Origin of the sequence: Granulicella rosea, assembly GCF_900188085.1 — a bacterium.
In the GTDB taxonomy this organism is placed as follows: domain Bacteria; phylum Acidobacteriota; class Terriglobia; order Terriglobales; family Acidobacteriaceae; genus Edaphobacter; species Edaphobacter rosea.
The window spans coordinates 335,170-350,009 of the sequence record NZ_FZOU01000005.1; the positions used below are offsets into that span (position 1 = coordinate 335,170).

The 14,840-nt window shown below is 64.6% G+C and carries 15 protein-coding genes and 4 tRNA genes; 8 read left to right on the top strand and 11 right to left on the bottom strand.

Going from position 1 to position 14,840, the window contains the following annotated elements; all coding sequences use genetic code 11:
* Nucleotides 1-31: 31 nt before the first annotated feature.
* Entirely contained in the window at nucleotides 32-919 is an 888-nt protein-coding gene (gene rsmI, locus CHB87_RS15380) for a 16S rRNA (cytidine(1402)-2'-O)-methyltransferase (RefSeq protein ID WP_245818026.1), read from the bottom strand.
* Nucleotides 916-2,103 carry a CBS domain-containing protein gene (locus CHB87_RS15385; RefSeq protein WP_245818027.1) on the bottom strand — a complete coding sequence of 396 codons (1,188 nt, stop codon included), beginning with the start codon at nucleotides 2,101-2,103 and terminating at the stop codon, nucleotides 916-918. Before CHB87_RS15385 ends, rsmI begins: the two co-directional genes overlap by 4 nt.
* On the opposite strand from CHB87_RS15385, the gene rsmD reads away from it, so the two are divergent.
* On the top strand, nucleotides 2,090-2,779 hold the full coding sequence (gene rsmD, locus CHB87_RS15390) for a 16S rRNA (guanine(966)-N(2))-methyltransferase RsmD (RefSeq protein ID WP_342743575.1): 690 nt from the start codon (nucleotides 2,090-2,092) through the stop codon (nucleotides 2,777-2,779). The genes CHB87_RS15385 and rsmD overlap by 14 nt on opposite strands.
* 267 nt (nucleotides 2,780-3,046) lie before the next feature.
* Here the strand turns inward: rsmD and CHB87_RS15395 are convergent, their stop codons facing one another.
* Genes CHB87_RS15395 through thiL form a run of 3 tightly spaced genes read right to left on the bottom strand, consistent with a single transcriptional unit; the run spans nucleotide 3,047 to nucleotide 5,763 of the window.
* On the bottom strand, nucleotides 3,047-3,628 hold the full coding sequence (locus CHB87_RS15395; protein WP_089409314.1) for a hypothetical protein: 582 nt from the start codon (nucleotides 3,626-3,628) through the stop codon (nucleotides 3,047-3,049).
* Nucleotides 3,625-4,749 (bottom strand): cystathionine gamma-lyase, encoded by a 1,125-nt coding sequence (locus tag CHB87_RS15400; protein ID WP_089409315.1) that lies wholly within the window; start codon nucleotides 4,747-4,749, stop codon nucleotides 3,625-3,627. Before CHB87_RS15400 ends, CHB87_RS15395 begins: the two co-directional genes overlap by 4 nt.
* A gap of 18 nt (nucleotides 4,750-4,767) precedes the next feature.
* On the bottom strand, nucleotides 4,768-5,763 hold the full coding sequence (thiL, locus tag CHB87_RS15405) for a thiamine-phosphate kinase (protein WP_089409316.1): 996 nt from the start codon (nucleotides 5,761-5,763) through the stop codon (nucleotides 4,768-4,770).
* A 249-nt stretch (nucleotides 5,764-6,012) separates the two neighbouring features.
* On the opposite strand from thiL, the gene CHB87_RS15410 reads away from it, so the two are divergent.
* Entirely contained in the window at nucleotides 6,013-7,056 is a 1,044-nt protein-coding gene (locus tag CHB87_RS15410) for a M23 family metallopeptidase (RefSeq protein ID WP_245818028.1), read from the top strand.
* A gap of 126 nt (nucleotides 7,057-7,182) precedes the next feature.
* Here CHB87_RS15410 and eutC read toward each other — a convergent pair whose 3' ends face one another.
* From eutC to CHB87_RS15440, 6 genes are all read right to left on the bottom strand, one after another.
* Entirely contained in the window at nucleotides 7,183-8,073 is an 891-nt protein-coding gene (eutC, locus tag CHB87_RS15415) for an ethanolamine ammonia-lyase subunit EutC (RefSeq protein WP_245818029.1), read from the bottom strand.
* A complete protein-coding gene (locus CHB87_RS15420; RefSeq protein ID WP_089409317.1) occupies nucleotides 8,070-9,428 on the bottom strand; it encodes an ethanolamine ammonia-lyase subunit EutB in 1,359 nt (452 codons plus the stop codon). The genes eutC and CHB87_RS15420 overlap by 4 nt, the downstream gene beginning before the upstream one ends.
* A 409-nt stretch (nucleotides 9,429-9,837) precedes the next feature.
* Complete coding sequence (locus CHB87_RS15425) at nucleotides 9,838-10,818, bottom strand: hypothetical protein (protein WP_089409318.1); 981 nt, start codon at nucleotides 10,816-10,818, stop codon at nucleotides 9,838-9,840.
* 61 nt (nucleotides 10,819-10,879) lie between these two features.
* The gene (locus CHB87_RS15430) at nucleotides 10,880-11,344 is read right to left on the bottom strand and encodes a hypothetical protein (RefSeq protein WP_089409319.1); all 465 of its coding nucleotides are present in this window, start codon (nucleotides 11,342-11,344) and stop codon (nucleotides 10,880-10,882) included.
* Between the two features lie 120 nt (nucleotides 11,345-11,464).
* A complete protein-coding gene (locus CHB87_RS15435; protein WP_089409320.1) occupies nucleotides 11,465-12,391 on the bottom strand; it encodes a hypothetical protein in 927 nt (308 codons plus the stop codon).
* Nucleotides 12,392-12,510: 119 nt separating this feature from the next.
* A complete protein-coding gene (locus CHB87_RS15440; protein ID WP_245818030.1) occupies nucleotides 12,511-13,368 on the bottom strand; it encodes a hypothetical protein in 858 nt (285 codons plus the stop codon).
* A gap of 329 nt (nucleotides 13,369-13,697) precedes the next feature.
* Here CHB87_RS15440 and CHB87_RS15445 point away from each other — a divergent pair.
* The 6 genes from CHB87_RS15445 to CHB87_RS22640 all read left to right on the top strand — a co-directional run.
* Nucleotides 13,698-13,773 (top strand) — tRNA-Thr (locus CHB87_RS15445).
* Nucleotides 13,774-13,995: 222 nt separating this feature from the next.
* A tRNA-Tyr gene (locus tag CHB87_RS15450) sits at nucleotides 13,996-14,082 on the top strand.
* 32 nt (nucleotides 14,083-14,114) lie between these two features.
* Nucleotides 14,115-14,288: a hypothetical protein gene (locus CHB87_RS22335; protein ID WP_176441794.1), complete on the top strand. Its 174-nt coding sequence runs from the start codon at nucleotides 14,115-14,117 to the stop codon at nucleotides 14,286-14,288.
* 24 nt (nucleotides 14,289-14,312) lie between these two features.
* A tRNA-Thr gene (locus CHB87_RS15455) sits at nucleotides 14,313-14,387 on the top strand.
* A gap of 96 nt (nucleotides 14,388-14,483) precedes the next feature.
* Nucleotides 14,484-14,558: transfer RNA gene (locus CHB87_RS15460), tRNA-Gly, on the top strand.
* Between the two features lie 193 nt (nucleotides 14,559-14,751).
* On the top strand, nucleotides 14,752-14,840 hold an 89-nt coding region (locus CHB87_RS22640), incomplete at its 3' end, for a GTP-binding protein (protein WP_142988399.1).

Sequence of the window (14,840 nt, forward strand, 5' to 3'; positions counted from 1 at the left end):
AACCCTGAGTTCTACACCCTGAACTCAGCCTCTATCTTTTCCGGCTCTGCTCCCGCTGCAACTCCCGGTATGCATCCGATTTCCCGATCCCGCGCTCGCGGGCGACTCGCTTGAGCGCGTCCATCTCGCTGATGCCCTCGGCTTTGACCAGCGCGGTGACCTCGGCGAGAATCCCCACCTGCTTCACCTCGACCACACCCTCGGGCAGGGCGAACATCAGCACAATCTCGCCCCGGACTAAATCTCTTGCGGCCAGTGTCGCGTGGATGACCGAGACAGGCCCACGCAGAAATTCCTCATGCAGCTTGGTCAGCTCGCGTGCGACGACCACGTGCTGGTCCGGGCCGAAGACGGTTTGCAGATCGGCGAGCGACTCCAGCAGCCGGTGCGGCGCCTCGTAAAACAGGTGCGAGACCGGCCCGCGCGGCAACTTTTCCAGCGCCGACTTGCGTGCCCCGGCCTTCGACGGCAAAAAGCCGTGGAACTGGAAGCCCTCGGTCGGCAGGCCGCTGGCGATGAGGCCGCTGATGGCGGCGTTCGCGCCGGGGATGGGGAAGACCGGCACCCCGGCGGCGATGGCGGCTGCTGCGATCTGGCTGCCGGGGTCGGCGATGCCGGGCGTGCCGGCATCCGAGACGACCGCGATGCGCGCGCCTTGTTTCAGTTCGGACGCAAGTTCCTCGGCCCGGCCGGCCTCGTTGAACATGTGATAGCTGACGGTCGGGGTCTTCAGGCCGTAGTGGTTCAGCAGCTTCTGGGTCTGGCGCGTGTCCTCGCAGGCGATCCGGTCGGCCAGACGCAGAACCCGCAGCGCGCGCAGGGTGATGTCTTCGAGGTTGCCGATGGGCGTCGCCACCAGGTACAGACCCGGCGCGAGCGGACGGCTCTCGTACTCCAAAAGGGTCGCGGATAAGCTCACGGACGGTCCTGCTCCTTGCGCAGGTCGGTCTCGCGCGTCATGCGGCGGCTGAGGTCCAGCAGGCTCATCGAGCGCTGCAGGTTCTGCGGCGTGATGATGCCAACGATGCGCTGGCCTGCCTCGCCATCGACCACCGGCACAAGCTGCGCGGTCTGGCCGAGGCGGCCGGACATCAGGCGGCGCAGCGTCTTGACCAGCGCGTCGCCGGGGCGCGCGGTCTGGAAGCTGCGCGTCATGATGCCCTGCACGTAGCTGTTGCCGCCGGCCTCGAGCGCCTCGACGATGTTCTGCCGCGAGACCGCGCCGACCAGGTTGCCGCCGCGCACGACCGGGAAGACGTCCTGCAGGGTATGGGTGCAGTGGCGCATCGCGTCCTCGAGCGTGGCGGAGGCGGAGATGACGGTGTAATCCTGCATCATCACGTCGCGCATCAGCACAGTCTCTGTGCGGGGTTCGATGGTGCTCGCACCGGACTCGTCGAAGAACTGCGAGACGATGAGCAGGCCGGCGCCGATGAAGACCAGGAACATGTTCGGCACAAGGATGCCCGCCGCGACCAGCAGCACGGCGACCACGGGACCGATGCCGATGGCGGTCTGCACGGGCCGGGGCCGGCCCAGAAGTTTGCCGAAGAGGTATCCGCCATCGAGCGGCCAGGCCGGCAGCAGGTTGATCGCGGCCAGCAGCAGGTTCGTCCACACCATCGCGCGCAGCAGGTGACGGGGCGAGACCCAGGGCATCTGGATGAGATCTATCTCCGGCGCGAAGGTGAGGATCATGCCGGCGAGCGTGAGGCCGAAGAGGATGTTCGCGATGGGACCGGCAAGCGCCACGGTGCGGAGCTTCGCCTGGTGCGCGCTCCGCAGGGCGTTCGCATGCGCGGCCTCGGCGGAGATTTCGGCTGGGAGGTCGCCCTCGCCGGCGTTCGGCGCGGGGTATTCGTCGGCATCGGCGTCGGACTGGCTGTAGGTGGCGAGCGCGCCGGTCGGCAGCAGGATGAGGCTGACCGGGCTAAGCGAGACCCATGCGCCGACCAGGCCGCGCGCGATCTCGCGCACACAGACGGCGACCAGCAGGAAGAAGGCGAGCGCAAATCCGCGTCCCGTATTCAGGCGCAGCGAGTACGCAAGACTCATGCAGAGAAGCGGCAGGAGGACGAAGAAAAAATGGATGCGCACATCCACGCCGAAGATTCTGCCGAACGGAACCGTCCAACCACGCATAGGTTCATTGTATGCGCTTTATACCGAGGGCCGGTATCATCGGCAGATGCGCGTCATTGCAGGTACATACCGCTCCCGTCTGCTGGCCTCGCCGCCCGGCACGGCCACCCGACCCACCAGCGACCGGCTGCGCGAGACGCTGTTCAACATTCTCGCGACCCGCGTTCCGGGCTGCCGCTTCGTCGATCTCTACGCCGGCACGGGCGCGGTAGGCATCGAGGCGATCAGCCGCGGCGCGGAGTTCGTCTGGTTCTCGGAGAATGCGGTTCCGGCCCTGAAGACGCTGCGCAAGAACCTCGAAACGCTGAAGATTACGAGCGGTTTTGCTCTGGAGGATCGAGGCACGGCGGCGCTGCTGCAGCGGCTGGGCAAGTCGCCGATCGACGTCGTCTACCTCGATCCGCCGTACGAGGCGGAGAACGAGTACACCGGGACGCTGTCGTTCCTGGGCAGCACGACCGGCCGCAAGCTGCTGGCGCCAGGCGCCATCGTCGTCGCGGAGCATGCGTCGAAGTCGAAGTTCAAGCTGGCGGAACGCTTCGGCGGGCTGGTGCGGACGCGGGAGTACAAGCAGGGCGACGCGTCGCTGAGCTTCTACGAGGCGCCCGCGGATGAAGTCAAGACGACCACGGATTGACACGGAGGAACGCAGATCTAAGCTATTGAAAGACGGACTGCTTCGGCGTTAGGACGTCTTGGTTCTGCTTAAGGGCACGGCTTCAGCCGTGTCACTGACGCTGCTTTGTTCTGCGGCTTCAGCCGCTGAGGTACTCTTTCCTGCGCACTGGCGGATCAAGCCGATTCGAGCGAAACCGTACCTCAGCGGCTAAAGCCGCGCTGTCAGCCAAGCATTTACGGCAGGGCTGAAGCCGTGCCCTTAACAAAACTCCCCCATCTGCAATCGCTACTTCGAAAACCCGCCGCCGCTGTGTTCACCCGTGCGCAGGTCGAGTTCGAACGGAACATCGCGGTCGGTGAGCATGTTCCAGCCGAGTCCGTGAAGTTTGTCTCCTGAGATGGATGTCAGCTTCAGTCCCTCCCAGCTCAGCTTGCCGCTGGTCCACGCGACGCCGTCTTTGCCCCAGGCCGCGATGGTGTGGAAGCCCACGAAGAGCAGCAGCCCATGCTCCGGCAGCGGGACCACCTCGGCGACCGGCTTCATCGGAATCTGCATGCAGCGTTCGGGCGTCGAGACCTCCGCGATGTACGCGTAGCCGCCCGCGACGGCGCAGATCTCGCCGGGATTCGGGCTGCCGTAGACGGCGGTGGGCATCGCCGGGTCGGTGAAGCCGAGCGCGCAGGTGGCGAGAAACACTCCCCCGCTCGCCGGCCTCACGAGCAGGCGAAGCGCGCCGCGAGCCAGCGCGTCCTCCTCGCCCGCGATGTGCAGCGGCCAGGTGAACTGGCGCGCCGGGGCGATCAGGGGCGGCTGCCTGAGGATTTCGACTTTCCAGTCTCTTTTGAAGTCGTCGTGGCCGAGGCTCATGCGCCGGCCTTTTCGAGCGCCTGAGCCATGTCGGCGAGCAGGTCTTCGATCTCCTCGCAGCCGGCCGACATGCGGATGAACCCGGCGGGGATGAGGTCATGTCCCCAGCGCGCGCGGCGCTCGGCGGTGGTCGAAAGGCCGCCGAAGCTGGTGGCCTCGGTGACCAGCTCGGCGGCGGTCAGGAAGGTTTCGGCGGCGGCCTTGTTCTTCAGCGTGAAGCTGAGTACGGGGCCGAAGTACTGCATCTGACGCGCGGCGATGGCGTGTCCGGGGTGCGTCCGCAGACCGGGATAGAAGACCTCGCGGACCTCCGGACGCGCGGCGAGGAACTCCGCGATGGCCTGGGCGTTGGCGCAGGACTTGGCCAGCCGCAGGGGTAGCGTACCGATCGAGCGTAGCGCGAGCCAAGCCTCCATGGGACCGAGGACGCCGCCGGTCAGCGTGCGCCAGCTATCGATCTTCGCCAGAAGCTCCGGATCGCGGGTGGCGACGTGGCCGAGCAGCAGGTCGCTGTGGCCGGTCATGGCCTTCGAGTCGGAGGCGACGGAAAAGTCCGCGCCGAGCGCGAGGGGGCGCTGGCCGAGCGGCGTGGCGGTGGTGTTGTCGACCGCGACGAGCGTGCCGTTGGTGTGGGCGAGCGCGGCAAGCGCGGCGATGTCGGCGACATCCATGCCGGGGTTGCTGGGGGTCTCGATCCACAGCAGCCGTGCGCCGGCGAGCACCTCGGGCGCGTCCATCGCGCGCGTTGGAGCGGTGCGCAGGATGCAGCCCATCGGCTCGAAGTGCGCGGCGAAGAGGCTTCGGACGGCGAAGTAGGCGTCCGACGGCAGGACGGCGATGTCTCCCGGACGCAGCACCGCGCCCAGCACCGCCGCGCAGGCCGCCATGCCGGAGCCGAAGATTCGGGCATGCGCTTCATATCCGGCTGCCGACTCCATCTGGCCGATGGCCTCTTCGAGTTCGGTCCAGGTGGGATTGTGCGAGCGGGCGTAGGTGTATTCGGTCTCGGATGGGTCGCCCGGGGCGTGAAAGGGCGCGGCGAAGACCGGGCCGGCGTGCAGCGGCTGGCCTGGCGTGGCGGCGGAGAGCGTGGAGCGGATGATGCGGGTGGCCTCTTGCATGTATTCAGGATAGCCGGGTTAGCGCAGGTGCTCCCAGCCGGCGGGCGCGAGCGGCTCGGCGGAGCCGTCGGAACGCTCCAGCAGGATCGGCCCCGCAGCGGTGATGCGGCCGATCGGCGTGACCGGCACGCCGGCGATCCTGCGCGGCATCGTCACGCTGGGTTTGGCGGTGAAGAGCAGTTCGTAGTCCTCGCCGCCGTGCAGGGCGAGCTGCAACGCCGCCTCTTTGCCGTGTTCCGCGGCGAGCGGATGCAGCGGCAGGGGATCCGCGAAGACGACGGCGCCGACGCCCGAGGCCTGGCAAAGATGCGCAAGGTCGGTCGAGATGCCGTCGCTCACGTCCATGCAGGCGGTCGCGAGCCGGCGCTTCAACAAGGCATGTCCGACCACCAGGCGCGGGATGGGGAAGAGCTGCGGGTGCTCGCCGTGCTTCTTCGGGCGCTTGCCCTGAGAGAGCGATTGAAGCTCCGCCGCCGCTCCGCCGAGGGCGCCGGTGACATAGAGCAGGTCGCCCGCTCGCGCGCCGGAGCGGCGGAGTTCGCGACCGCGCGGCGCCGTGCCCAGCAGGGTGATGTCTGCCAGCAGGTGGTCGGTGGGCGCCTCCGACGTGTCGCCGCCGGCGAGCGGAACCTTGTGCAGCGCGGCGAGGGCGAGCAGGCCGTCGAAGAATCGGTCGAGCCATTTTCTCCCGGCGGCGGTTGCGGCCAGCGAGCGCGGGACGGCGAGCGAAAGGAAGGCGGCCATCGGCTGCGCTCCCATGGCGGCGAGGTCCGAAAGTCCGCGCGCAAGGGTGCGATGCCCAGCCGATTCCGGCGTGTGCCAGTCTCGGCGGAAGTGCCGGCCTTCGAGGGTAAAGTCCGTCGTGACAAGCACATCGGAGCCGCGCGGAGGACGCAGCACGGCGCAGTCGTCGCCGATGCCGAGCCGAAGGAGCGGGCTTTCGACGGCTCCGCTGCGCTGTCGAATATGTTCGATGAGGGCGAGTTCGCCGCGAATTTTGCCGGGTCCTGGCATCTCTTCCGAGGGTAAACCCCGTCTGTCAATACCCCGGATTGCTGTGGGAAAACGATATTGGATGGTTGCGGCAGGGTACCGGTTGTATTAACATCTTCTAAGAAAGCCCAAGAGAGATCTGCCAGTTCGGAATGCGCGTTGCCAAATGCGATTTGGCGGAAGTGAATTGCATCGGACCGGCTCCCTCTCATACCGCCCCGTTGAGGATACCTCGGCGCTTCGGTCAAATCAGGGCACAGGTTCTCAGCATTGGCTTCGAAAAAGCGCTTTTACATCCTGTTCGTCAGCCGCGATGAAGAGGGAAACCTGAGCAAGGTTCCCGTGCCGCTGCATTATGCCTACTCATTCGTGGCGGCGGCGGCGATCGGCATGTTCACGATTACGGGGATGGCAGGCTCGTATTCGCGGATGCTGATCAAGACGGCGCGCTTCAACCAGTTGCGCACGGACCACGACGCGCTGCGCAAGGACTACGCCAACCTCGAAAAGCAGGCGCATGAGAAGGATATCCAGGCAGCGTCGCTGGGTTCGCTCGCCAGCGAGGTCTCGGCGCTCTACGGCCTGACGACCAGCAAGCTGACGCTGAGCATTCCAGGGCGCAAGTCGAAGGCCGGCGTGAAGGATGCGGATGTGGCGAAGTCCGCCGGGACGGCTCCGCTGACCGATCTGGCTGCGACGAACTACACGGACGACTCCTATTACAAATCGGTGGACGCGTTCTACACGCTGCGCACCTCGGCGATGAGCGGCAATGCGGCGCGGCTGATTGCGACTCCGCTGGAGCTCGATCATCTCGACGCTCCGATTCACCTGGGCCGCGCGCTTGGCCCGGCGATCGGGATGGATGGCGGCAACATCGCGGACGGCCCTTCGCTCTGGCCTGTGGTCGGTGAGATTTCGAGCAGCTTCGGTCAGCGTGAGGATCCCGTGCTGGGGAACGGCGAAGGCGAGTTTCACCCCGGCGTCGACATTCGCGCCGAGCTGGGAACGCCGATCCATGCGACGGCGGACGGCGTGGTGAAGATGGCCGAGATGACCAATGGCTATGGGCGCGAGGTCATCATCGACCACGGTCACGGGCTTGAGACCTGCTACGGCCACATGAGCGGCTTCGCGGTGACGGCTGGCCAGACGGTGACGAAGGGCGAGGTGATCGGCTTCGTCGGACACAGCGGCCGGACGACCGGCAACCATGTCCACTACGAGGTGCGCATCCACAATACGCCGGTGAATCCGCACAAGTATCTGCGGGTGACGCTGGCGCAGCTTGGCTCGGAAGTGGCGACGAAGTAAGAGGTTTCAACCTACGAAGAGCGGTCCGGCCAAGGTATTGGCTGGGCCGCTTTTTTGTTTGCCGGTCGAGAAAGACGAAAAGCAGATTCCCTGCGGGAATGACAAAAAACGGGGGAAGTACAGGGCCTACGGTAACTGCAGTCTGGGGTCGTCCTTGATGGCGGTGCCGCTGAGTTGCAGGCGCGCGGCCTCGCGGCAGAGGTAGGCGATGCGCTCGGCGGCGGTGGCGTAGTCGAGGCCCTGCGCGCGGATGTTCGAGATGCAGTTGCGCTCGGCGTCGGTGCGGCCGGGGCGCGGCTGCCAGGTGATGTAGGCGCCGAGGGAGTCGGGCGAGCTGAGGCCGGGGCGCTCGCCGATCAGGACGATGCTCAGGCGGGCTTTGAGAATCTGGCCGATGGGGTCGCCGAGGGCTACGCGGGCTTGTTCGGCGACGATGACCGGGATAGCCCACCAATCCGGCAGCAGGGGTTGAAGGGCGTCGAGCAGCGGGATGGCGTGGCGGTCGACCGCGAGTGCGGAGAGGCCGTCGGCGATCACGATGACGATCTCGGGGTCGTTCGGCAACGATATCCAGCTTTCAAGATATTCCGCGGATGCGGGGCTGAGCTGGCGGCCCAGCTCAGGACGGCGCAAGTAGGTAGTTCTGTCCGGCGCGGCGGATTTTACGGCGCCCACGAGCCATCCACGGCGCTCGATTTCTTCAGGGAATGTCGGCAGGCTGAGCGTGGCGTGAACCGCGTCGCGCGCCTCGGCGTGGGCTAATGCGAGGTCGAGCACGTCGGTCGTCGTCAGACTGGAGCCGGTGCGGGCGAGGCCTACGCGGGCCGGGGTGAGGGTGCGGAGGTCGAGCTTCGCTTCAGGATGCGTTGCCGCCTCGTTCGAAATATGAGGGGCCTCACGGTTGCCCAGATCCGATCCGGTCCGATCCATCGACACAAGACACGGGTCCTTCGCTCCGCTCAGGATGACGGGCGTTTGGGGCAGGTCTTGAAGCGGTTTTTCGTTTGGCGTCGTCATGCGTTCAACAGCGCCTGTACGCTGAGCTGTTTGAGCGGTCCGGTGGCGAGCCAGGCCTCGAACTCCGGCGCCGGTCGCAGACCGAGCAGGCTGCGGAGGTAGAGCGCGTCGTGGAAGCTGGTGCTCTGGTAGTGGAGCATGATGTCGTCCGATCCGGGCACGCCCATGATGTAGTTCACGCCGGCGGCGCCGAGCATGGTCAGCAGCGCGTCCATGTCGTCCTGGCCGGCCTCGGCGTGGTTGGTGTAGCAGATGTCGCAGCCCATGGGCAGGCCGAGGAGCTTGCCGCAGAAGTGGTCTTCGAGGCCCGCGCGCAGGATCTGGCGGCCGTCGTAGAGGTACTCCGGGCCGATGAAGCCGACGACGGTGTTGACCAGCATGGGTTTGAAGTGGCGTGCAACGGCGTAGGCGCGTGCCTCGAGGGTCTGCTGGTCGACTGCATGATGCGCGTTGGCCGAGAGGCTGGAGCCCTGGCCGGTCTCGAAGTACATGATGTTCGCGTCGGGAGCGTCGGGCAGGCGGTTGAGCGAGCGGGCCATTTGGTGTGCCTCGTCGAGCAGCGACAGGCTGACGCCGAAGCTGGCGTTTGTCGCCTCCGTTCCGCCGATGCTCTGAAAGAGCAGGTCGAGCGGCGCGCCCTGGGCCATCGCCTGCATCTGCGTGGTGATGTGGGCGAGGACGCAGCTCTGCGTGGGGATGGCGAAGCGGGTGCGCGCGCGGTCGATCAGGCGCAGCAGCGTGGTGAGGGTCGCGACGTTGTCCGAGACCGGGTTGATGCCGATGACGGCGTCGCCTGAGCCGAGCAGCAGGCCGTCGAGGATGGAGGCGGCGATGCCGGCGGGGTCGTCGGTGGGGTGGTTGGGCTGGAGGCGGGTGGAGAGGCGTCCCGGCAGGCCGACCGTGGTGCGGAAGCGGGTGACGACGCTAATCTTGCGGGAGACGAGGACGAGGTCCTGCAGGCGCATGAGCTTCGAGACGGCGGCGGCCATCTCCGGCATGATGGCCGGCGCCAGCGCGGCAAGGCGGTCGCCGGTGGCCGCGTCCGAGAGCAGGAAGTCGCGAAACTCGCCGACGGTGAGGCTGTCGATCTGGCTGAAGACCTCTGCGTTGGCGCGGCTCTGGTCGACGATGAGGCGGGTGACCTCGTCCGCCTCGTAGGGGACGACATGCTCGGAGAGGAAGACCTTCAGTGGAAGATCGGCGAGGGCAATCTGGGCGGCGACGCGCTCGATGGAGGAGCGCGCGGCGATGCCGGCGAGTTCATCGCCCGAACGCGCGGGCGAGGCCTTCGCGAGCAGGTCCGCCAGCGTGGGGAAGCGATAGCGCGTGCCGCCGGCAGTGTGGGCGTAGGCCATTGGCTCCTAAGCTAGCATGGCGGGCAGCCGATAGGATGAGAAGTTTTGCTGGAAATGCGGCGGGAAGTGGCGTATTCTTTTGTCAACTTCCGATGAGTGTCACCTCACCGGAAGGTTGTGATTCAAATCTACTTGAAGAAGTAGATCAGAGCTGCAATCCACCGCAAGGGCAGATGGACAGCAAGGTTGAAGCGCATGTTGATACGGAACATGTCTTCTTCCTCCTTTCAACGAGAGATGACGGCCCTGTTCCCGCAGGGCCGTGTTGCTTTTGGCAACCTCTGTTTTGCCCCTGCTCAACCAATCGCACATCTGTGACACCCCGTTGAAAGCGCATTCCGAGTGTATGACAGGAAAAGCCGCTCGCCCTGGTGGACGAACGGCGGTGTTGCGCGTGCTGCGGAAGGCCCTATCGCTGATCGGGCGCCATGATCGTTTTGATCGTGTCGAGGGGCAGATTCGCGGTCAGGATGGCGCGATCTTTGTGCGCCTCGATCTTGACCGACTCGGTCGCCTGGACGATGCCGGGCGAGGTCTGCTGGGCCTGTTCGAGGGTTTTGAGGAACTGCAGGATGGTGGTGAGTTGCTCGGCCGAGTGCGCGGCGTCGGCCTCGCTGGGGGCGATCTCCTCGATGCGCAGGTGGAGCGCGGTGGTGAAGCGCAGGCTGGCGACGAAGTCGGTATCGAGCGTGAAGGGCAGCTCCATGCCGGCGAGGTTGATGCGGTTGGGGTTGGCGTCGGGCGAGTCGGGCGCAAAGGGCAGGCCGATGTGGCCGATGGCCCAGGCGCTCGAGAGCAGCGGCACGTCGGCGTAGCGGGCCGAGAGCAGCGACGAGCCGGCGAAGGGGCTGGCCTGCGTGCGCTCGCGGTCGAGCATGGCGTGAATCTGCTCGGTCGTCGGCATGTTCGAGGCGGCGATGGTGTCGTAGCCGAGCTGCGCGATGCGCAGGGTGCGGCCCTCGATCGGGATGGTGTAGATGGTGTGGCCGGCGTAGGTCTCTTGTTTTCCGTTGGATAGGGTGTTCAGGTAGGCTGCCAGCCGCTGGCCGTCGAAGCGTCCCTCGAAGACCTCGGAGAAGGCGACGGGACCGTTGGGGCCGTGCGGGTCGGGCATGCGGTGGAGGGCGAAGGCGGCCGCGTCGAGGTCGCGCTCGGGCACGATGCCGGTGGCGTCGATGAACTTCTGGAAGTCCGGGCTGCGCGTGATGGGGGTGCGGTCGAAGTGCGTGGCGGCGCGCAACGGCTTCAGGCTGACGTAGACGATGGCGTCGGATTCAGGGAGCAGCCGCGCGGCCTCGGGCGGCGCCTTCTGCCGCAGGTAAAGCACAACGGCCAGGGCTGCGACCGCGATCAGGACGGCGAGCAGGGTGTAGCGGGTTTGCTTACGCATTCGGCAGGTGCATCTGGGGATGATTGTACCGCCGAGGCGCTCCGAATTGGGCAATCGCCGCTCAGGTTCGTTTGAAGAGGCCGCCGAGCTTCGTCAGCAGACCGTCTTTCGATTTACTGGAATGCGCGATCTTCAATCGGTTGCCGTCGGGCAGATAGACGTCTCTCGTGGCGGAACTGAGGTCGAAGAGACCGAGGCGATGTGCCTGCGCGGTCTCGAAGACCTCCTGCGCAGCCTTCTGAGCGAGCGACCAGCCGAATGAGATGTAAACGGAGTGCGGTCGAAAGGTGTAATCGCCAATTTCGTCCATATCTTTGACGCCAGCCGGCGCCGTCGGACCGTTGAGCGCAGGGAAGGTTCGAGAGATCTGGCTAAACCATCCCTGAAGCTGCTGGCTGGCTATCTTTGGATCCGTGAAGTCTTCGATGGAGTCCGACGCCTCGGTTTCGGCGGTAAACCAGTCCATAAACTCGGCGTGCCCGGTGGGGGCTGCCTTTGGATCGAAGACGAAGATGTCGTAGCTCATGCATGGCCCTCGGAGGAAGGATATGCACAAGCGTACCTCAGCGGCTAAAGTCGGAAGGCAAAAGGGAACTCGCGGCACGGCTGAAGCCGTGCCCTTAAACTTCAGATGTCCGCAGGGGACTTAGATTCCGAAACGCTGGCGGACCTTCGTCCTCGTCGCATGTGCGGTCTCATAGAGATTGCCGAAGGTCATGGTCTTCAGGCGGTCGATCGCCGGCGATTTGCCCGGTTCGGAGGGGTTCAGCCCCAGCTTGCGTGCGAAGTGGTTTGTGCGGTGCGCGCCGATGATCGAGTTCTGCTTGCGCTTGAAGTTGATGCTGACCGAGACCGAGACGTCGGGGCCGTTCTGCAGCCAGTGCGGGAAGATCGCGGGGTTGAAGACGCCGTTGCCGGGCTTCAGTTGCCACTGCCAGGTACCCTCGGGCAGGGCGGCGGGCAGGTTGATCTTCGGCAGATTTCCCGTCCAGTAGTTCTCCAGGTCGGTATTCGAGAGGATCGACTTGTCGTGGCCGTCGTAGATGTAGACCATCTTCGTGCCGTGAATCTGAGCCAGGAAGTTGGTCTCGCCGTCCATGTGGTAGGGCGTGATGCGGCCGGGCGAGGTGATGAAGACGGTCAGGGTCGGGTCGTAGTAGACGTCCTTCATGTCGACGCCCGACAGTGCGGAAAGCTCGGGAATCAGCGATTCGAGCGCCTGGCCGTAGAGCGGATCCTCGTGGATGCGCTTGAGGATGACCCAGTTCTTGCCGTCGCGGATGCTCTCGAGAGCCTGCACCATGGTCTGATCCTGCGGGCGCTGGCCGAAGTAGCCGTTGACGTCAGGCGTGCCGGACTCGTAGTGCGACTTCTGGTCTTTCTTCGCGGACAGGCGCGCCGCCAGCTCCATCAGCGCGGGGAGCTGGAAGATCTCCTGCCGGTGCAGCAGGTGGCGAAACTCGAAGGGCTTGAAGTCGAAATGGCTGCCGAAGAGGCTGCGGTCGGCGGCGTCGTTCGCGAAGAGCTGGCCGTTGGCGGCGGGTGTGGCGAGAGGGGTGGCGACAGCGGACATAGGGAACACTCCAGAGCTAGCCTGTGACTGCGCTCGTGCGGTCTGCTCGTCGAGAGCAAAGACCGCCGCGAGTTCTTTGTAGCATGGCCGCCCGGGGCCGGGGCTATCCCACAAACGGCCTACTCGCTGATCGCGAAGGTGTAGATCTTGCCTCCGTTGGTGATATTTCCGGTGCCCGGCGGCAGGATGCCGTACTCGCCGCCCGGCGTATCCCGGCCGACGGTGAAGGTATAGGTGTGCGGTCCGGTCTTTACCGGGGCGAAGGGCATCTCGTCGCGCTGGGCGCCGCCGGTGGAGTGGAAGACGCCGCCGGTGAGCGCGCGGAACTCGCGGCTGTTGGAGTTCAGGCGAAAGCGCAGGTACTCGTACTCGGACGCGACCACGCCGTCGGCCGTGTAGATGAGGAACTCGATCGGCCGGGGCAGCAGCAGTTTGGATTCCTTGCCGTTCACATGGCCGTTGTGATCCTGCTTGATGATGCCGTCCGTGGCGGTCGATTTGAGCCATCCGCCGGTCTTGATGTGGACGATCTCAGGCTCGATCGCGACCCACCGGCCCTGATTGTCCTTGTAGTAGACGCCGATCTCGTTGACCTCCGGAGCCTCCGCGGGCGCGGGTCTGTCGGGCGTGATCCGGATGCGCCCGTGGTTGACCATGGCGGTGATGATGGCGTCCGACAGGCCGGACTGCTTGAGCTCGATGAGCGTGTCGGGATCGGTCGTGTACTGGCCGGGCTGGGTCGCGATGGTCTGCAGGATGAGATCTTCGCCCAGTCCCGCGCGCGACATGCGCAGGACGGAGTCGTTGTTCATGCTGGCGCGTTTTGGCGTTGGAGGCGGGGTCTGCGGACCGTCGATCATCTGCGGCGCCTCCGTCGTGTGGGTTCCGTCGATGTTCTGGGCGCGGCAGAGCGTGGGCGCGCAAAGCAGAAAAAGAGCGAGGAGGGCAGGCAGTCGCCTCGGGGCAGTCATCCACATGGTCAAGTCCGTTGTACCTGATTTCGCGCTGGAAACGGTACAGATTTCTCTCGCCGAACCAGGCCGCATGCCCTGTTGGACGCCGGTTTTCGCCACGCGGGTGAGTTCTTCGGAGCGAGCGTTCCAGGTCGCCGTCCTTGGCCGCTGTCTTGCTGCCGGGTTTGCGGCAACCGTCTGCGCGAGGCGAGTTTTCCTCCGCTCGCTGCAGTCGCCGGGTTTGCTCCGGGTTGCCGACTATGGTAAAGTCTGGACTTGCGCGGCACTTTGCGCGGACCAATGTTGCGCATGCGTAACGGGTTCGGACAAAGGCTCGCAAAGGCTGTTATTAGGCTGGCGTAGCTCAGTCGGTAGAGCATCTGATTTGTAATCAGAGGGTCGGGGGTTCAAATCCCTTCGTCAGCTCCAATTTACGGTCAGCCGCCCTTCCGCTTACCCGGTCTGGCAGCAGGGAACAAGGTAGAATGGATTTGGTTGTGCTGTATGTCCCTTCGTGGCTGCAGAGTTCAAGCCACTCCCACTCAGGTTGGTAGCCCGGCGGAAGCAAACTTCCGAAATGGGCTTGAGCGGTTGGCGAGAGTGCTGCGTTTACGCGGAAACAGGCAGAGTTGGTAGAAGAGCAGTAGAAGTGCACAGGTGGCCGAGTGGTTAATGGCAGCAGACTGTAAATCTGCCCGTCAATGACGTACGGAGGTTCGAATCCTCCCCTGTGCACCATTTATTTCTCTTCGTTGTAGGATTGGATAGCAATGGACCTGAGCCCGCGCAGTAATGGACGGATGGTCGTAGCGCTGATTGTGATGGCTGTGATGGCAGTATCGGTCCTGTGGACGATGGAGCCGGGAAAGTATCGCAATCTGGTCTGGATCTTGTTGGGATTTTTTACGTTTCGCATTCTGCTCGGACGTCTCGGTTCGCGTTAGAATGGTAAGGTTTGTAAAGGTAAGGCTGGCGTAGCTCAGTGGCAGAGCACTCCCTTGGTAAGGGAGAGGTCGAGAGTTCAATCCTCTCCGTCAGCTCCAGATTTCGGTGTTGGGATTTTGACGAAAGTCAAAAGCAGGGCGGGCGTAACGTAGGTCAGGGCTTTGGCCTTGACTTGAGTCACGGCTCAGGTTTGAGCGGGAGTAACTCAGTGGTAGAGTCACAGCCTTCCAAGCTGTTGGTCGCGGGTCCGATTCCCGTCTCCCGCTCCAGGATTTTCCAGAAGTTCTAGAGGTTTTCAGAGATCGTCAGGTGGGTCAGACTCAAAACCCAGCGCTGAAGTTGCGGACCCCTCCAGGGTGCTCGCATGGCGTAGCCTGACGTTTTGATGTTTCAGATGTTTTTAAGCAGCCGGTGCAGACGCCGGCCATACTTGGATGTAGTAACCAGGAGACGGAGAGCAACATGGGCAAGGAAAAGTTTGACCGGTCTAAGCCGCACGTAAACATCGGAACCGTTGGTCACATCGACCATGGCAAGACGACGCTGACGGC